The 14,029-nt window shown below is 68.8% G+C and carries 15 protein-coding genes and 1 riboswitch; of the genes, 11 read left to right on the top strand and 4 right to left on the bottom strand.

Annotated features, from left to right (window positions below; all coding sequences use genetic code 11):
- Window positions 1-22: 22 nt before the first annotated feature.
- On the top strand, window positions 23-799 hold the full coding sequence (locus BLT28_RS42465) for an FGGY family carbohydrate kinase (protein ID WP_052407756.1): 777 nt from the start codon (window positions 23-25) through the stop codon (window positions 797-799).
- Window positions 775-1,017, top strand: coding sequence for a hypothetical protein (locus tag BLT28_RS42460; protein WP_052407757.1), 243 nt, complete (start codon window positions 775-777; stop codon window positions 1,015-1,017). Before BLT28_RS42465 ends, BLT28_RS42460 begins: the two co-directional genes overlap by 25 nt.
- Here BLT28_RS42460 and BLT28_RS09150 read toward each other — a convergent pair.
- Both BLT28_RS09150 and BLT28_RS09145 read right to left on the bottom strand, forming a co-directional pair.
- Entirely contained in the window at window positions 964-1,659 is a 696-nt protein-coding gene (locus BLT28_RS09150; RefSeq protein WP_030431661.1) for an MBL fold metallo-hydrolase, read from the bottom strand. The genes BLT28_RS42460 and BLT28_RS09150 overlap by 54 nt on opposite strands.
- A gap of 58 nt (window positions 1,660-1,717) precedes the next feature.
- Window positions 1,718-2,533 (bottom strand): NmrA family NAD(P)-binding protein, encoded by an 816-nt coding sequence (locus BLT28_RS09145; RefSeq protein WP_030431662.1) that lies wholly within the window; start codon window positions 2,531-2,533, stop codon window positions 1,718-1,720.
- 80 nt (window positions 2,534-2,613) lie between these two features.
- On the opposite strand from BLT28_RS09145, the gene BLT28_RS09140 reads away from it, so the two are divergent.
- Window positions 2,614-3,516, top strand: a complete 903-nt coding sequence (locus BLT28_RS09140; RefSeq protein WP_030431663.1) for an AraC family transcriptional regulator — start codon at window positions 2,614-2,616, stop codon at window positions 3,514-3,516.
- Between the two features lie 410 nt (window positions 3,517-3,926).
- Complete coding sequence (locus BLT28_RS39960; protein ID WP_156051320.1) at window positions 3,927-4,562, top strand: hypothetical protein; 636 nt, start codon at window positions 3,927-3,929, stop codon at window positions 4,560-4,562.
- A gap of 141 nt (window positions 4,563-4,703) precedes the next feature.
- Here BLT28_RS39960 and BLT28_RS09130 read toward each other — a convergent pair whose 3' ends face one another.
- On the bottom strand, window positions 4,704-5,843 hold the full coding sequence (locus BLT28_RS09130; protein WP_030431664.1) for an EstA family serine hydrolase: 1,140 nt from the start codon (window positions 5,841-5,843) through the stop codon (window positions 4,704-4,706).
- 623 nt (window positions 5,844-6,466) lie between these two features.
- Here BLT28_RS09130 and BLT28_RS09125 point away from each other — a divergent pair.
- On the top strand, window positions 6,467-7,534 hold the full coding sequence (locus BLT28_RS09125) for an enoyl-CoA hydratase/isomerase family protein (RefSeq protein ID WP_030431665.1): 1,068 nt from the start codon (window positions 6,467-6,469) through the stop codon (window positions 7,532-7,534).
- Window positions 7,532-7,750: riboswitch (cobalamin riboswitch) on the top strand. Its footprint overlaps the gene before it by 3 nt.
- 126 nt (window positions 7,751-7,876) lie before the next feature.
- Window positions 7,877-10,111 (top strand): 5-methyltetrahydropteroyltriglutamate--homocysteine S-methyltransferase, encoded by a 2,235-nt coding sequence (gene metE, locus BLT28_RS09120; RefSeq protein ID WP_030431666.1) that lies wholly within the window; start codon window positions 7,877-7,879, stop codon window positions 10,109-10,111.
- Window positions 10,112-10,143: 32 nt separating this feature from the next.
- Here metE and BLT28_RS09115 read toward each other — a convergent pair whose 3' ends face one another.
- The gene (locus BLT28_RS09115; protein WP_030431667.1) at window positions 10,144-10,836 is read right to left on the bottom strand and encodes a GNAT family N-acetyltransferase; all 693 of its coding nucleotides are present in this window, start codon (window positions 10,834-10,836) and stop codon (window positions 10,144-10,146) included.
- Window positions 10,837-10,939: 103 nt separating this feature from the next.
- Here BLT28_RS09115 and BLT28_RS09110 point away from each other — a divergent pair, with 103 nt between their 5' ends.
- The 5 genes from BLT28_RS09110 (at window position 10,940) to BLT28_RS09090 (ending at window position 14,017) form a co-directional block, all read left to right on the top strand.
- Complete coding sequence (locus tag BLT28_RS09110) at window positions 10,940-11,455, top strand: CGNR zinc finger domain-containing protein (protein ID WP_030431668.1); 516 nt, start codon at window positions 10,940-10,942, stop codon at window positions 11,453-11,455.
- Between the two features lie 42 nt (window positions 11,456-11,497).
- Window positions 11,498-11,989 (top strand): DUF4232 domain-containing protein, encoded by a 492-nt coding sequence (locus BLT28_RS41320; RefSeq protein ID WP_156051322.1) that lies wholly within the window; start codon window positions 11,498-11,500, stop codon window positions 11,987-11,989.
- Window positions 11,990-12,045: 56 nt separating this feature from the next.
- Window positions 12,046-13,173, top strand: coding sequence for an APC family permease (locus BLT28_RS09100; protein ID WP_081900575.1), 1,128 nt, complete (start codon window positions 12,046-12,048; stop codon window positions 13,171-13,173).
- Window positions 13,174-13,209: 36 nt separating this feature from the next.
- On the top strand, window positions 13,210-13,548 hold the full coding sequence (locus tag BLT28_RS09095) for a hypothetical protein (RefSeq protein ID WP_030431671.1): 339 nt from the start codon (window positions 13,210-13,212) through the stop codon (window positions 13,546-13,548).
- A 76-nt stretch (window positions 13,549-13,624) separates the two neighbouring features.
- Window positions 13,625-14,017: a VOC family protein gene (locus BLT28_RS09090; RefSeq protein WP_030431672.1), complete on the top strand. Its 393-nt coding sequence runs from the start codon at window positions 13,625-13,627 to the stop codon at window positions 14,015-14,017.
- Window positions 14,018-14,029 lie beyond the last annotated feature (12 nt).

Raw genomic sequence — 14,029 nt, 5'->3', positions numbered from 1 at the left:
CGTGTAAAGAACCCGATGGCTGTTGTTCTGCAAGGACTGGCTGCGCCTGCGGTTGACCGGTGAGGTGGCGACCGATCCCACGGAGGCGTCCGCGTCCTTCACTGACGTGCACACGCAAAGGTGGAGTGCGGCGGCGTTCGAGCACTACGGCTTGACGGAGTTCGCCGATCGGCACCCGCCGATCTTGGACAGCGCGGAGATCGCGGGGACGGTGACGGCCGAGGCCGCCGCACTGACCGGCCTGCGCGTCGGCACACCGGTGGCGACGGGAGCGCACGACGTCGCCGCCGCCGCCTTCGGACTCGGCGCCATCACCCCGGGCGCGGTGTCGATCGTCATGGGCACGTTCAGCATCAACCAGGTCATCACCGATCATCCGCACAGCGATTCCCGTTGGCAGGCGAGGGCGTTCCTGCGAGCAGGGCAGTGGCTGGCGATGTCGACGTCGGCCGCGTCGGCGTCGAACCTGGAGTGGTTCGCGAAGACGCTCCATCCGGGTGTCCTGGCCGTGCTCGGAACAGAGCTTGCGGCGAACACGGGTGAGGACCTGCCGATCTACCTGCCCTTCCTGCGTGGATCGCCGCACGGCAGCCGTCCGAGCGGGACATTTCTCGGTCTTCGTCCGCACCACACACGTGCCGACCTGCTGCGCGCGCTGCTGGAGGGTGTGGTGCTCAACCACCGGACGCACTTGGACTACCTGAGGCCGCATTTCCCTTTCACGGCGCGGCGCGCGTGGCCGGTGGTAGCACACGGAGTCCACAGTGGACGCAGATGCTGGCGGACGGGGTGGACATGACGGTGGAGGTGACGCACGGCGCCGAGCCTGGCGCCAGGGGAGCGGCGCTGCTCGCGGGCATCGCCACTGGCCGCTACAGCTCGCTGGGTGAAGCCGGGGAGACTGCGCGTGTGATGCGCACGCACACGCCGTCTCCGACGGAGGTCGCCCGGATGCGCATCCGGTCAGCCCGCTACCACGCTGCTGTCGAGGCCCTTTCCTCCTGGTGGAACGAGTAGCGGCTCGCCGTGTCCGAAGAGGACCGTGCGCGCGTTGAGCGCCGCCATCGCCTTGAAGGACTCGATCGCGCGCGCCTTGTCCAGGTTGAACACGCCCAGCGCCACCTGGCCGACATTGGAGATCGTGTCGCCCGTGAACAGCACGTCGTGCTCCGGGAGGTGGATCGCGACGCTCCCGTCCGTGTGGCCGGGGAGGTGCAGGACGAGTGCTCCGCCGCCGAAGGGCAGGACCTCGCCGCCTTCGAGCACGACGTCCACCCTCGCCGGGGGAGCGTCCGGGACACCCGGGGTGATCTGCTCGAAGAGCCGGCGTTCCCAGTTTTCGGTGATCACCGCGGGCGGTCCCGGGACGGCGCCGGTGATGATCGGCGCGTCCGCCTCGTGGGCGTGCACCCTCGCGTTGGGCCAGGTGTTGACCTCGGAGGCGCCTCCGGCGTGGTCCTCGTGGAAGTGGGTCAGCACCACGTGCTCGACCTCCTCGACGGACCGCCCGAGGGAGCGGATCGCCTCGGCCAGGTCCGCCCCGGAGCCAGCGACACCCGTGTCGACCAGTGTCACCGAGCCCGGGTCCTGCCACACGTAGGCCTGGCCGAACGCCAGCCGCACCATGTGCAGCCGGGGGAGCACTTCGATGATCTCCATGCGGGCGAGCGTAGGCAGCACCCGGGACGGCCCGGCGGTCATTTCACCAAGGGCAGACTCACGCCCAGGCGTCCCGCTCCCGGCGCACGTAGGACTCGAAATCCTTTGGTGGGCGGCCGAGAACGCGCTCGACGTCGTCGGTCGGCTCGACGATCGTGCCCTCGCGAACCGCCTCGTAGACCGTGCGAAGGTCGCGGGCGTCGTCGGCCGGGACGCCCAGGGCGATGAGGTGCGCGACGTACTCCGGGCCGGAGACCTCCTTGTAGCGGATCTCGCGACCGCTCTCCTTCGCGACGAGCGCGGTGCCTTCGGCGAAGGAGATCCCACGAGGTCCCGTGAGCGTGTAGAGCTGCCCGGCGTGCCCGTCCTCGGTCAGCGCGGCCACCGCCACGTCGGCGATGTCCTCCACGTCGACCATCGGATCCGGGTGGTCGCCGGTCGGCAGTACTACCTCGCCTGCGAGGAGCGCGGGGAGCAGCAGCGGGTCCTCGCTGAAGTTCTGGAAGAAGTGGTTGGGCCGGATGATCGTCCAGTCCACGCCGGACTCGCGGGCGGCCCGCTCGCCACGCAGCATCGCCTGGAAGTGGTAGAGGTCCGAGCCACGCCCGGACAGGGCGACGACGCGCCGCACTCCCGCGTCGACCGCGCGCAGGACGAACTCGTAGATCGGGTCGAGCGCCAGCGGCGAGACGAGGTAGAGCGTGCCGCCGCCCTCGACCGCGGGGCCCCAGGTGTCGCGGTCGGTCCAGTGGAACGGGACCTCCGTGGAGCGGGAGAGCGGGCGGACCGGCAGGTTCCGTTCGCGGAGGCGGGAGACGACGCGGCGGCCGGTCTTGCCGGAACCGCCGAGGACCAGGTTCACGTTCGCTGTCATGGGTCCAGCCAACCCCGCGCACTGTGGACGTCCCATGGCGAAAGCGCTCGATACCATGTGCGATCGTCTACGGTGGGGGAGTGGACGCATTCGGTGACCTGCTTCGCGGAGTCCGGGCCAACGGAGCCCTGTTCGGCCGCACCGTCCTGACCCCGCCGTGGGCGCTGCGCTTCGTCGACGGCGCGTCGCTCACGCTGTGCACGATGATCAACGGTTCGGGGTGGCTCATCTCGTCCGACGGCGAGCGCACGCACATCCCGCACCGCGGCACCGTGATCGTCCGCGGCCCCGCGCCGTTCGTCGTCGTCGACGACCCTGATCGATCCGTCGAGGACCCCCTCGACATCCGTTGCGCCACAACGTGTCCCAGCACCCTCGACGACAACGCCACCGCGATGGTCGTCGGCGTCTACACCTTGGAGCCCGGGGCCGGCCGACGCCTGCTCGCCGCGCTCCCGCCCGTGCTCGTCGCCCCCGAGGAGTGCAGTGGCGAGGACGACGCCGTGCTCCGCTTCATCGCTTCCGAGGTCGCGGCGGACCGGCCCGGACAGCAGGTCGTGCTGGACCGATTGCTGGACTGGCTGCTCGTGTGCACGCTTCGCGCGTGGTTCGACCAGTCCGCGCCTCCTTGGTATGAGGCGCAGAGCGATCCTGTCGTGGGTCAGGCGTTGCGAGCGCTTCACGCGGATCCTGCGCGGGCGTGGACCGTCGCGTCTTTGGCCTCGGCGGTCGGTGTTTCTCGCGCGGCGTTGGCTAAGCGGTTCACGGCGCTGGTGGGGGAGCCGCCGTTGACTTATCTGACGGGGTGGCGGATGGATTTGGCTGCTGATTTGCTGGCTGAGCCTGGAAGTACGGTTGCTTCGGTGGCTCGGCGGGTGGGTTATTCGGACGGGTTTGCTTTTAGTGCGGCTTTCAAGCGGGTGCGGGGGGTTGCGCCCAGTGCGCTGCGGTCGGGTGGGCTTGCAGCCTTGGGTTCGGCTTGACCTGGGAATTCACCCCTGCAGAGCCATGATCGTCGCTTATCGAGTAGGTGGCATGGATCCCTGTGAAAAATCGAAGACCGCTTCCAGTTGCCGATCTCGAAAGTCAAAGCGAACCGGTTGCTCCACCATGCCTCGGGGCTGGTGTCCCGGCCGGGAGCGTTGAAGGCCGAGCCCGCACCGTTCTAGGGATCCAGGGGTGGCGAGGCCGCGCTCTCGCTGATGGTGCTTGGCACGCCGCTTTGACTTTGTATGCTCGATGGCTTCAGTGGTGAGTGAAACTCGCTCTGAGAGCCTGTTGGTAAATGATCAGCTAGTGGTTGGGCTGGCTCGTCCGGGTTGGCCCCGGCGTGGTGGGGGTGGATCACCGGAGAGTTCGCGGGGGAGGCGGCGGGGCATGATGGCGATGGTGGGTGGACCAGGTGCCGGTGACGGGTCAGCCAGCCGAATGTGCGCTCTACCAGCCATCTGCGGGGCATCATCACGAACCCGGCGATGGTGTGGGTGCGTTTGACGATGGTCACGGTCAGACGCAGCACGCCCTTTGCCCACGCGACGAGGCGTCCGGCTTAGCCGCCGTCGACCCAGACCAGAGCGATCGTGGAGAACCGCTCACGCAGCGCCAGCAGTCGGTGGGCGCCGTCGCGGTCTTGCATGCTGGCGGCAGCAACGATGTCGGCGCCGCGTACGGTTTGAGCGTCGACGACCGCCGCAGTCGGCAGTTCGGCCCGGCCACACGCGGTACGGATTTGACCCCGCAACCGATCGGCAAACTCCGCTCGCTCCACCGCTCGAAGAACGCATACACCGCTTCCCACGGTGGGAAGTCGGCCGGCATCGCCCGCAGGTCGTGCTTCAACGGCGCTCCGGCTGAGCCCTTGCGCAACTCGGCCATGACTGCCCGCGCCTCAGGTTCCAGCACCTTCCACTGCTCATCGGTCAGATCGGACGGATACCGGCGTGCTCGGTTACGACACGCGCAACCGGAGACGCCGCAACTGGCCTTGACCGCCGCGACAGGGCAGACAGACATCCGCGTCATGCCCTGACGACACGCTCACACCCCTGCCAACTGCTCTGAGCCCTGGTCACGTGGCGCGGCGGCGAAAGGGGCGGGCTCACCTCGCTGGACGTGACCGGTGCCGCCTGGCCGCTCGCAACCGGCCAGGCGGCCTGCTCGGCCAGGCCACTCACCGCGTCGCGCGCGCGGCCGTGACGCAGGCGCGGAGCAGCCCGTCATTCTCCGGCGCCGCGCCGCCGGGATAGGCGTAGCGGCGCCGGGTGTAGCCATACGCCAGGCCGCTGCGCGGATCCGCGAGCGCAAGGCTGCCCGCGGCGCCGCTGTGCCCGAACGCGCCCTGCCCCAGGAACGGGTAGAACTCGCCCACGGCGCTGAAACCCAGCCCGAAAGCCTTGTGAGTGCCCGAAACAACGTCGTACCCGATCGACTGGATCTGCGCGAACTCCGCCATGGTGCCCGGTTTCAGCAGCGGTGGCCTGCCGTCCAGCCCCGTGGTGGCCGCCGCGTACATGCCGGCCAGACCCCGCGCCGACGCGACTCCTCCCGAGGACGCCTGGCCCTGCGCCCTGGCGATTCGCTGGTTCGGGAAGTCCCACAGTTCGGGCGCGTCAGCACGATGTTCGTTGAACGCGATCCCGCCCAGGCTCTCGACCCCGGTCACCTCCGCGTCGATCTCGGCCTGCTGCTCCGGTGTCGGCAGCATAGGCAACGTGGTCGCGAAACGCGGCTCCAGTTCTTCCGGCAGCCCAAGGTAGAAGTCGAGACCGTATGGCGCACGGACCCGCTCCTCGAACAGCTCCTGGATGCTCCGCCCCGTCACGCGCCGCACCACCTCGCCGGTCAGCGCGCCGATCACCCACGCGTGGTAGCCGAACGCCGCACCCGGCCGCCAGTACGGCCGCTGGCCCGCCATCCGCGCCGCGATCAGCCGGTCGTCGGCCAGCTCTTCCAGACTGAACCCGGCATCCGCACCGACCACCCCCGCGCGGTGCGCGAGCAGCTCCCGCAGCGTGACGTCCTGCTTGCCTTCCGCCGCGAACTCCGGCCAGTAGTGGCTGACCCGCTGGTCGGGCTCCAGCACGCCGTCCTGCACCAGCAGCGCCACCACGAGATACGCCGCCCCCTTCGTGCAGGAGAACACCCCGGTCAGCGTATCGGCCGAGAACCCGGGACCCGACCATAGATCCACGACCAGCTCACCGCGCACGTAGGCGACCAACTGGCCCGCGTAGTCCTCGCGCTCCCCGGCGACAACCGTCGCGAACTCCTCGCGCACGCCTTCGTACCCCGCAGCGACCGTGCCATGCATGTGATTCCCCCTTCGGCACTGTGCCTCACGGTCAAGATAGTCCAGTGCGCTAACCATTTCCGGACTGCTGTCAGCCCCTCTGCGTCGAAGGCGGGCGGTCTGGTCATCGCGTTCGGGGCCGAACCGGATCCGCCGAGCACCTCGTCCAGGAGCTTCTGCCAGGTGCCGGCTACCGCCCACAACCGCAACCGTCATGCGTGGTCTTCCAGGGCCCATAGCGTTCGGGCAGGACACAGCCTGGGCACCTACCTGCTACCAACGGCCGGCCTTGCACCGAATCATGATCCACCCGCTCACCGGCCAAGCCCCGTCACCCAGGGAGCGCCACTCCTTTGCCAACAGGCTTCAAGGAACCGAACTGCAGGCAGGCCGAATGCGGGGGAGGAGCACCCGGTTCGCCGGACGTGTCCGTGAGAGCGCATCGGTGATCAGCGGCGCGCGGGGGTGTGGACGGCGTGACCCGGCGAAGGCCTCGGTGCGGGAGCGAGTTTCGCGGCTGATGGGACAGTCGCGATCCTTCCGTGCCGCGAAATCTTTCTTGGCATGATGGCTTCAGTGTCAAGTGAAATTAACCCTCCAAGGGCACAAAAAGAACATCGCAAGGACGCGCATAGGGTTGGCGCATGGGTGACGTGGTGCTGCGGGTTGAGCGAAGGCTAGGCCGGATCACGCTGAACCGGCCGAGGACGCTGAACGCGTTGACGCCGGGGATGGTGCGTGAGATCTACGCCGCGCTGGCGGAGTGGGCGGACGACAGCGCTGTCTGGGGTGTGCTGATCGACGGTGCGGGGGAGCGCGGGCTCTGCGCGGGTGGGGACATCCGGGGCATCTACGAGCACGCATCGAAGATCCGCTTGCGGGATCGAGCATCGGCGCAGCACGAGCAGGACGGGCCGAAGACGTTCTGGCGGGAGGAATACCTGCTCAACCACCGGATCGCGGAGTACCCGAAGCCCTACATCGCGATCATGGACGGGATCGTGATGGGCGGTGGCGTCGGGGTCTCGGGACACGGGAGCGTCCGGATCGTCACGGAGCGGTCGGTGGTGGGGATGCCGGAGGTGGGCATCGGGTTCCTGCCGGACGTGGGTGGGACGTACCTGCTCTCGCGTGCGCCGGGTGAGCTGGGGACGCATGCGGCGCTGACGGCGGCGCGGTTGACGGGGGCGGACGCGATCCACCTGGGGTTCGCTGATCATTACGTGCGGTCGGAGAGGCTGCCGAAGCTGATCGAAGCGTTGGCGGACAGCCCGGAGGACGCGGTGCGGGAGTACGCGGAGGAGCCGCCTGCGAGCCAGCTCGCGGAGGAGCGGCGGTGGATCGACCCGTGCTACTCGGCGGACACGGTGGAGGAGATCGCGCACCGGCTGCGGACCAGTGGTGAGGCGGCGGGAGAGGCCGCGGCGAAGGAGCTGCTGGCGAAATCGCCGACCTCGTTGAAGGTGACGTTGAAGGCGTTGCGGACGGCGAAGGTGCTCGACGGGCTGGGCGAATGCCTCGATCTCGAGTATCGGGTGGCGTGTGCGCTGCTGACCACGCACGACCTGGTGGAGGGGATTCGGGCGGCGATCATCGACAAGGATCGGAACCCGCGGTGGAGCCCGGATCGGCTGGAGGAGGTGGACCGGGCGTCGGTGGAGCGGTGCTTCGCGTGGCTCGGGGAGGATGAACTCGGGTTGGCCGTCCGCTAGGGTCGGCGTCGCTGGTGGTTCGGCCGTCCGTCCAGGGCGGTCGTCGCAAGAGGGAACCCGGTGGGAATCCGGGACTGCCCCGCAGCGGTGAACGGGAACGACCGCCGTCATGAGCACTGGGTCCGCGAGGGCCTGGGAAGCGACGGTCAGTAGGAAGGCCGGTGTGAGCCGGAGGTGCCCGTGAGTCCGAAGACCTGCCACCGGTACGCGCACCGACGGTGTGCGTGGGTCCTACGGCCTCGCGGGTGGCCTGTGCGGACGGCGGCGCCGTAGTGGCGTCTGTCCTCGCGTGCGCTCGTGAGTCGTTGTGGCTCGTCAGCGCAGGCTCGCGAGGAGAGAGCTTTGAACGTTGGAAGCACGGTGCTCGGCTATCCGCGGATCGGTCCGCGACGTGAGCTGAAGCGGGCGCTTGAGGATTACTGGGCCGGTCGGACCTCGCTGGAGACGCTGGAGTCCGTGGCCGCTGAGTTGCGGGCGAGTACGTGGGCGGAGTTGGCCGCGTCGGGCCTGGATTCCCTTCCGGGCAACACGTTCTCCTATTACGACCAGATGCTCGACACCGCGGTGATGGTGGGTGCGGTTCCTGCGCGTTATCGGGAGCTTGGTCTGTCCGATGTGGACACGTACTTCGCGATGGCGCGGGGGAGCGATTCGGTTCCGCCGTTGGAGATGACGAAGTGGTTCGACACGAACTACCACTACCTGGTGCCGGAGTTGGGGCCGGACACGGCGTTCTCGTTGGCCGATGACAAGCCGTTGCGGGAGTACCGGGAGGCGTTGGCGCTCGGGGTGACGACGCGGCCGGTGGTGATCGGGCCGGTGACGTTCCTGTTGTTGTCGAAGGCGTCGCAGGAGGGTTTTGCGCCGCTGAGCTTGCTCGACGGGCTGCTTGATGCCTATGAGCGGTTGCTGGGGTCGTTGGCGGACGCGGGTGTGCAGTGGGTTCAGTTGGACGAGCCCGCGTTCTGCGCTGATCGGAGTCCGGTGGAGCTGGCCGCGCTTTCGGCGGCGTATGAGCGGCTGGGCAAGCTCGCGAATCGTCCGAGGGTGCTTGTCGCGTCGTACTTCGGGACGCTCGGGCCGGCGTTGTCGGTGCTGGCGGAGAGTCCGGTCGAGGCGATTTCGGTTGATCTGGTCGCTGGTGGTCTTGATGGCATCGCGTCGGTGACGGCGTTGCAGGGCAAGACGGTTGTGGCCGGTGTGGTGGACGGCCGCAATGTGTGGCGGACGGATTTGGCGAGCGCGTTGGCGAAGTGTGCGACGTTGCTCGGTTCGGCGGATCGGGTGGAGGTGTCGACGTCGTGTTCGCTGTTGCACGTTCCTTATGACGTGGAGGCGGAGGCGAGTCTCGATCCGGTCGTTCGGCCGCGGTTGGCTTTCGCGCGGCAGAAGCTGGCGGAGGTCGTGCTGCTGGGACGGGCGCTGCGTGAGGGCGCTGATGTGATCGGCGAGGTGCCGGAGGTGTCGCCGCGTCCTCGGAATGATCGCGTGTGGGCGCGTTTGGCGGCGCTGCGGCCTGAGCACTCGCGGAGGGGCGATTACGCGACGCGGGCGAAGGCGCAGCAGGAGCGGTTGAAGTTGCCGTTGTTGGCGACGACGACGATCGGTTCGTTCCCGCAGACCGGTGAGATTCGCAAGGCGCGGGCGGACTTCCGGGCCGGGCGGCTCGGCCCGAACGAGTACCGCCGGTTGATGCGCGCGGAGATCGAGCGTGTTGTGCGGCTTCAGGAGTCCATTGGTTTGGACGTCCTGGTGCACGGTGAGCCCGAGCGCAACGACATGGTGCAGTACTTCGCGGAGTTGCTTGAGGGCTTCGCCGCGACGGAGTTCGGGTGGGTTCAGTCGTACGGTTCGCGTTGCGTGCGTCCGCCGATCCTTTTCGGTGATGTGGCGCGGCCGGAGCCGATGACCGTGGAGTGGGCGGCGTACGCGCAGTCGCGGTCGCACCGGCCGGTGAAGGGGATGTTGACCGGGCCGACGACGATTCTGGCGTGGTCGTTCGTGCGGGATGACCAGCCGCTCGGGGTGACGGCGCGGCAGGTGGCGTTGGCGCTGCGGGACGAGATCCGTGATCTTGAGGCGGCGGGGATCGGTGTGGTGCAGGTGGACGAGCCCGCGCTGCGTGAGCTTCTTCCGTTGCGCGAGCGGGATCGTGAGGAGTACCTGGCCTGGGCGGTGGAGTCGTTCCGGTTGGCCACGGCCGGGGCGGCGGACAGCACTCAGATCCACACGCACCTGTGCTATTCGGAGTTCGGTGACGTGATCTCCGCGATCGACGGGCTGGACGCGGACGTGACCACCATCGAAGCGGCGCGGTCGAAGATGGAGGTCCTCGACGATCTGCGGGCGGCCGGGTTCGGCAGGGGCGTGGGGCCGGGTGTCTACGACATCCATTCGCCGCGGGTGCCGGATGTGGACGAGGTCGTGGAGTTGCTGAGTGCCGCGGTGCGGGTGGTTCCGGCGGAGCGGTTGTGGGTGAATCCCGACTGCGGTTTGAAGACCCGGGGTTATGCCGAGGTCGAGCCGGCGTTGCGGAACATGGTCGCGGCGGCGGGGGAGGTTCGCGAGCGGCTGTAGGGCGCGGGTGGTCGTGTGGGGCTGGTCCGGCCTCACACGACCGTCGCGACCAGGACGCGGGTGATGACGCGCCAGCCGAGGGATTCGTAGAGGTGCTTGCCCATGGGGCTGGCGACGAGCAGCAGTTGGGTGGCTTTCTGTTCTGCCGCGTGGGAGTGCAGGTGGGTCATGAGGCGTGAGGCGAGGCCCTTGCGGCGGTGGGGCTCGGCGACCTCGACGCCGTCGACCACGCCGGTCCCCCCGCGGACGATCATGGTGGCGACTCCGGCCTCCTGGCCGTCCTGTGTGGACTGGCAGGTGACCCGGACCGCGCCGCTGGGCAGGTGTTCGGTGGCGAAGGTGTAGCCCTGGATCGGCGGGAGTTCGCCCGTGGTGGTGGGTTCGTGGGTCATGAGCCATTCCACGTCGGGGCGGGCCCAGTCGAAGCCGGGTGGTGGCTCTTCGGGCTGGTCGTCGGTGAGGGGGATGGTGACCCAGTCCTGGGCCGGCGCGCCGCCGTCGCCGCCGAGGTTCCGCTCGCGGGATCGAGCGTCGTCGAGGATCGCGGTGCGGAGCCATTCGGGGTCGAGGCCGGGGGTGGTGACCACGTACTCGACGGTGCGGCCGCCGCGGCCGACGCGGACGGCTATCGCGGCGGCGAAAGTGGGGCGGACCTCGGTGAACTCGCGGATGGCTGCCCAGCCACGGGTCCATTCGGTGATCGACTCGGTGGTGCCGGTGGCCATGGCGTTGCCTTTCGCGTCACTGCTTCGATAGGTTGATGCGGTGACGCTAGCCCGCGTGGGCGTCACTGGTCAACCGGCATGAGTCAGTGACGGAGGGTTCGGCATGGACATCGGCACCAGCCATCACGCGCTCCGGCTGGAGACCGCTGTCGATCTGGTGAACGCGTTGACCGGGGACAACCGCGGTGGGACGCCCGCGTACCTGCGCGAGGACGAGGTCGGGCGGCTGGCCGGGCTGGCGGTGGACCTGCGCGCGGTCATCGAGGCGTTGAGCAGCGGTGATCATGATGGTGCCGCGGGTGTGCTGAACCGGCTGCTGGCGGACAGCGATGCCCGGCCGCGCCTGCACCGCGACGGGGACGAGCCGTGGCACCTGACGTTCCACGCCGCCGATGCGGACTTCGTGCGGAGGTGGACGGCCGGTCTCGCGGTCGCGTTCGCCGCGGTGCTCGGTGACGACTCCGCGCAGCGGCTGGGGTGCTGCGCCGCGCCGCGCTGTGATCGGGTTTTCCTCGACGCCAGTCAGGGGCGGACGAAGCGCTTCTGCGGGGTGGCGTGCCAGAACCGGGTGAAGGCGGCGGCTTACCGGAAGCGGGGAAAGATCGTGAATGTTCGGTGAAGAACTGGGTTGGCGGGTAGTGGGCGTGGCAATGTCCACTTCGTGAGAGTCGCATTGGTCGCAGTGGCGCTGTTGCTGAGCGCGTGCACGTCCGCCCCTCCTCCGCCACCACCTCCGCCGTCCGTTCCCGAGCCGTGCATGAAGGTCACGACGGGGATCGTGGACGCGGCGCTGGGGTTCCGGCAGATGGGTCTGGAGCTGGCCAACTGCGGCGGCAAACCGTTTGAGGTCAACGGCTATCCCGTGGTGAAGTTCTTCGACGCCGAGGGGAATCTGCTCGATCTGACCGTGGGGCACAGCGCGACCGACGACCCGGGTGCGAAACCGTTGACGATCAAGCCCGGTGAGCGGTTGGTCTCGCACCTGTCCTGGCGCAACACCGTGACCGGTATCGATCGGGTGCCGTACACGGCAACGGCGTTGGAGATCGCGCCGCTGGAGGGCGTGCCCGGTCAGAAGATCGATCCGAGGACCACGCTCGACCTGGGCAACACCAGCCGTGTCGACGTGACGGCGTGGATGCCGCGCACGTGACGGGGCTCGTGCGCAGGCTCGGCCTGGGCGACACGGTCGTGGTGGGTCTCGGCGCGATGATCGGCGCCGGTGTCTTCAGCGCTTTCGCGCCCGCCGCGGCGGCGGCCGGTTCGGGCTTGCTGGTCGGTTTGGCGATCGCGGCGCTGGTGGCGTACTGCAACGCGACGTCCTCGGCGCGGCTCGCCGCGCTGTACCCGACTTCGGGTGGGACCTACGTCTACGGGCGTGAGCGGTTGGGCCCGTTCTGGGGCTACCTGGCCGGGTGGTCGTTCGTCGTGGGCAAGACAGCGTCGTGTGCGGCGATGGCGTTGACGGTCGGGCTGCACGTGTGGCCGGAGCGGGCTCACCTCGTCGCGGTGGCTGCGGTGGTGTTGCTGACCGCGCTGAACTACGTGGGTGTGAAGAAGGCCGCGCGGGTGATCGTCGCGACGGTGCTGGTCGTGCTGGCCGTCGTGGTGGTGACCGGGCTGGGCAGTTCCGCCGTCGATCTGGGGAATCTGGGTGTTGCGGGTGGTTTCGGCGTGCTGGAGGCGGCGGGGCTGCTGTTCTTCGCCTTCGCGGGGTACGCGCGGGTGGCGACGCTCGGCGAGGAGGTCCGGGACCCGGTTCGGACCATCCCGCGGGCGATCTCCATCGCTTTGGTGATCACGCTGTTCGTCTACGCCGCGGTCGGGGTGACGGTGTTGTCCGTGCTCGGTCCCGCGCGGTTGGCGGAGTCGAAGGCGCCACTGGTGGATGTGGTGGTCGCGGCCGGAGTGCCGGGCCTGGCGCCGGTGGTGACCGTGGGGGCGGCTTTGGCGGCGCTCGGTGCTCTGCTGGCGTTGATCCTCGGCGTGTCGCGGACGGTGCTGGCGATGGCTCGTGATCGTCATCTGCCGGGAGCCCTCGCGGTGGTGCACCCCCGGTTTTCCGTGCCGCACCGCGCCGAGCTCGTGGTGGGTGCGGTTGTGGCGATCGCGGCGGGATTCGCGGACCTGCGTGGCGTTATCGGGTTCTCCTCGTTCGGGGTGCTGCTGTACTACGCGATCGCGAACGCCTCGGCGTGGACGTTGGGCAGCAGGCGGGTGGTGCCGGTGGTGGGGTTGCTCGGCTGCGTGGTGCTGGCGTGCACGTTGCCGGTGGTCTCGGTGCTCAGCGGAGCGGCGGTGGTGGTCGTCGGGATCGTGCTGTACGCGGTCCGTTAGGTTTCGATCATGTCCTCCGGTCAGGTGCCGCTGTAGGTGCCCATCGTCGTCGGTCTGCTCGGTCTCTTCGGTCGAGTCCTCTACCAGGCCCGGAAATCGGACCACCCACTCACGGAGGAGATGGTGGCCGACCTGCGGACCGCCACGACGCAGGCCCGCACCTCCCTAGGTGGGGTGAACGTCCACGCTCCCGAGCAGATCCGGTCCATGCTCCGGGAGTCGATGATCCGGCGCTCCGAGCTCGCGACGGCTTTGCTCGCCGGGAAGAGCGTCGCCGAGCAGAAGCGGCTGTGGGACGAGGCGCAGCGCGAGTACCGGTTGCTGCGCAAGGAGATGCGCAAGGACCTGGGGCTGGACGCCGAACAGCTGGACTGATGTCCGGTTTCTTCAAGACCCCGATGGGCGGCCGTGGTTAGCGTGGTGCCACACGGAAGTCGTTGATCGGAGAGTCATGGACGTGCAGTTGGACCTCGTGGGCATGGTCGTCGCCGACATGGGCAAGTCGCTGGCCTTCTACCGGCACCTCGGGCTGGACATCCCCGCCGAGGCCGACGACCAGCCGCACGTGGAGGTGGCGCTGCCCGGCGGGATGCGGCTGGCGTGGGACACCGTGGAGACGATCCGCTCCTTCGAGCCGGACTACGTGCACCCGACCGGGCCGATCCGGATGTCGCTGGCGTTCAGGTGCGGGAGCCCGGCCGAGGTCGACGCGGTGTACGCGAAACTGGTCGGCCTGGGCCACCACGGGCACCGCGAGCCCTGGGACGCGTTCTGGGGCCAGCGCTACGCGGTGGTCGAGGACCCCGACGGCAACACCGTGGACCTCTTCTGCCCCAACGCCTGACGCCGGGGTCCT

Source organism: Allokutzneria albata (genome assembly GCF_900103775.1).
Taxonomy (GTDB): domain Bacteria; phylum Actinomycetota; class Actinomycetes; order Mycobacteriales; family Pseudonocardiaceae; genus Allokutzneria; species Allokutzneria albata.
Note: the sequence above shows the minus strand (reverse complement) of the source record. Positions and strands in the feature narration are given on the sequence as shown.

Excerpts from the sequence above, each read along its gene's own strand:
- BLT28_RS09130 (WP_030431664.1), bottom strand. The coding sequence starts at position 5,843 with ATGCATGGCACGGTCGCTGCGGGGTACGAAGGCGTGCGCGAGGAGTTC.
- BLT28_RS09145 (WP_030431662.1), bottom strand. The coding sequence starts at position 2,533 with ATGACAGCGAACGTGAACCTGGTCCTCGGCGGTTCCGGCAAGACCGGC.
- BLT28_RS42460 (WP_052407757.1), top strand. The coding sequence starts at position 775 with ATGCTGGCGGACGGGGTGGACATGACGGTGGAGGTGACGCACGGCGCC.
- BLT28_RS09125 (WP_030431665.1), top strand. The coding sequence starts at position 6,467 with ATGGGTGACGTGGTGCTGCGGGTTGAGCGAAGGCTAGGCCGGATCACG.
- BLT28_RS09110 (WP_030431668.1), top strand. The coding sequence starts at position 10,940 with ATGGACATCGGCACCAGCCATCACGCGCTCCGGCTGGAGACCGCTGTC.
- BLT28_RS09090 (WP_030431672.1), top strand. The coding sequence starts at position 13,625 with ATGGACGTGCAGTTGGACCTCGTGGGCATGGTCGTCGCCGACATGGGC.
- BLT28_RS09150 (WP_030431661.1), bottom strand. The coding sequence starts at position 1,659 with ATGGAGATCATCGAAGTGCTCCCCCGGCTGCACATGGTGCGGCTGGCG.
- BLT28_RS09115 (WP_030431667.1), bottom strand. The coding sequence starts at position 10,836 with ATGGCCACCGGCACCACCGAGTCGATCACCGAATGGACCCGTGGCTGG.
- BLT28_RS09100 (WP_081900575.1), top strand. The coding sequence starts at position 12,046 with ATGATCGGCGCCGGTGTCTTCAGCGCTTTCGCGCCCGCCGCGGCGGCG.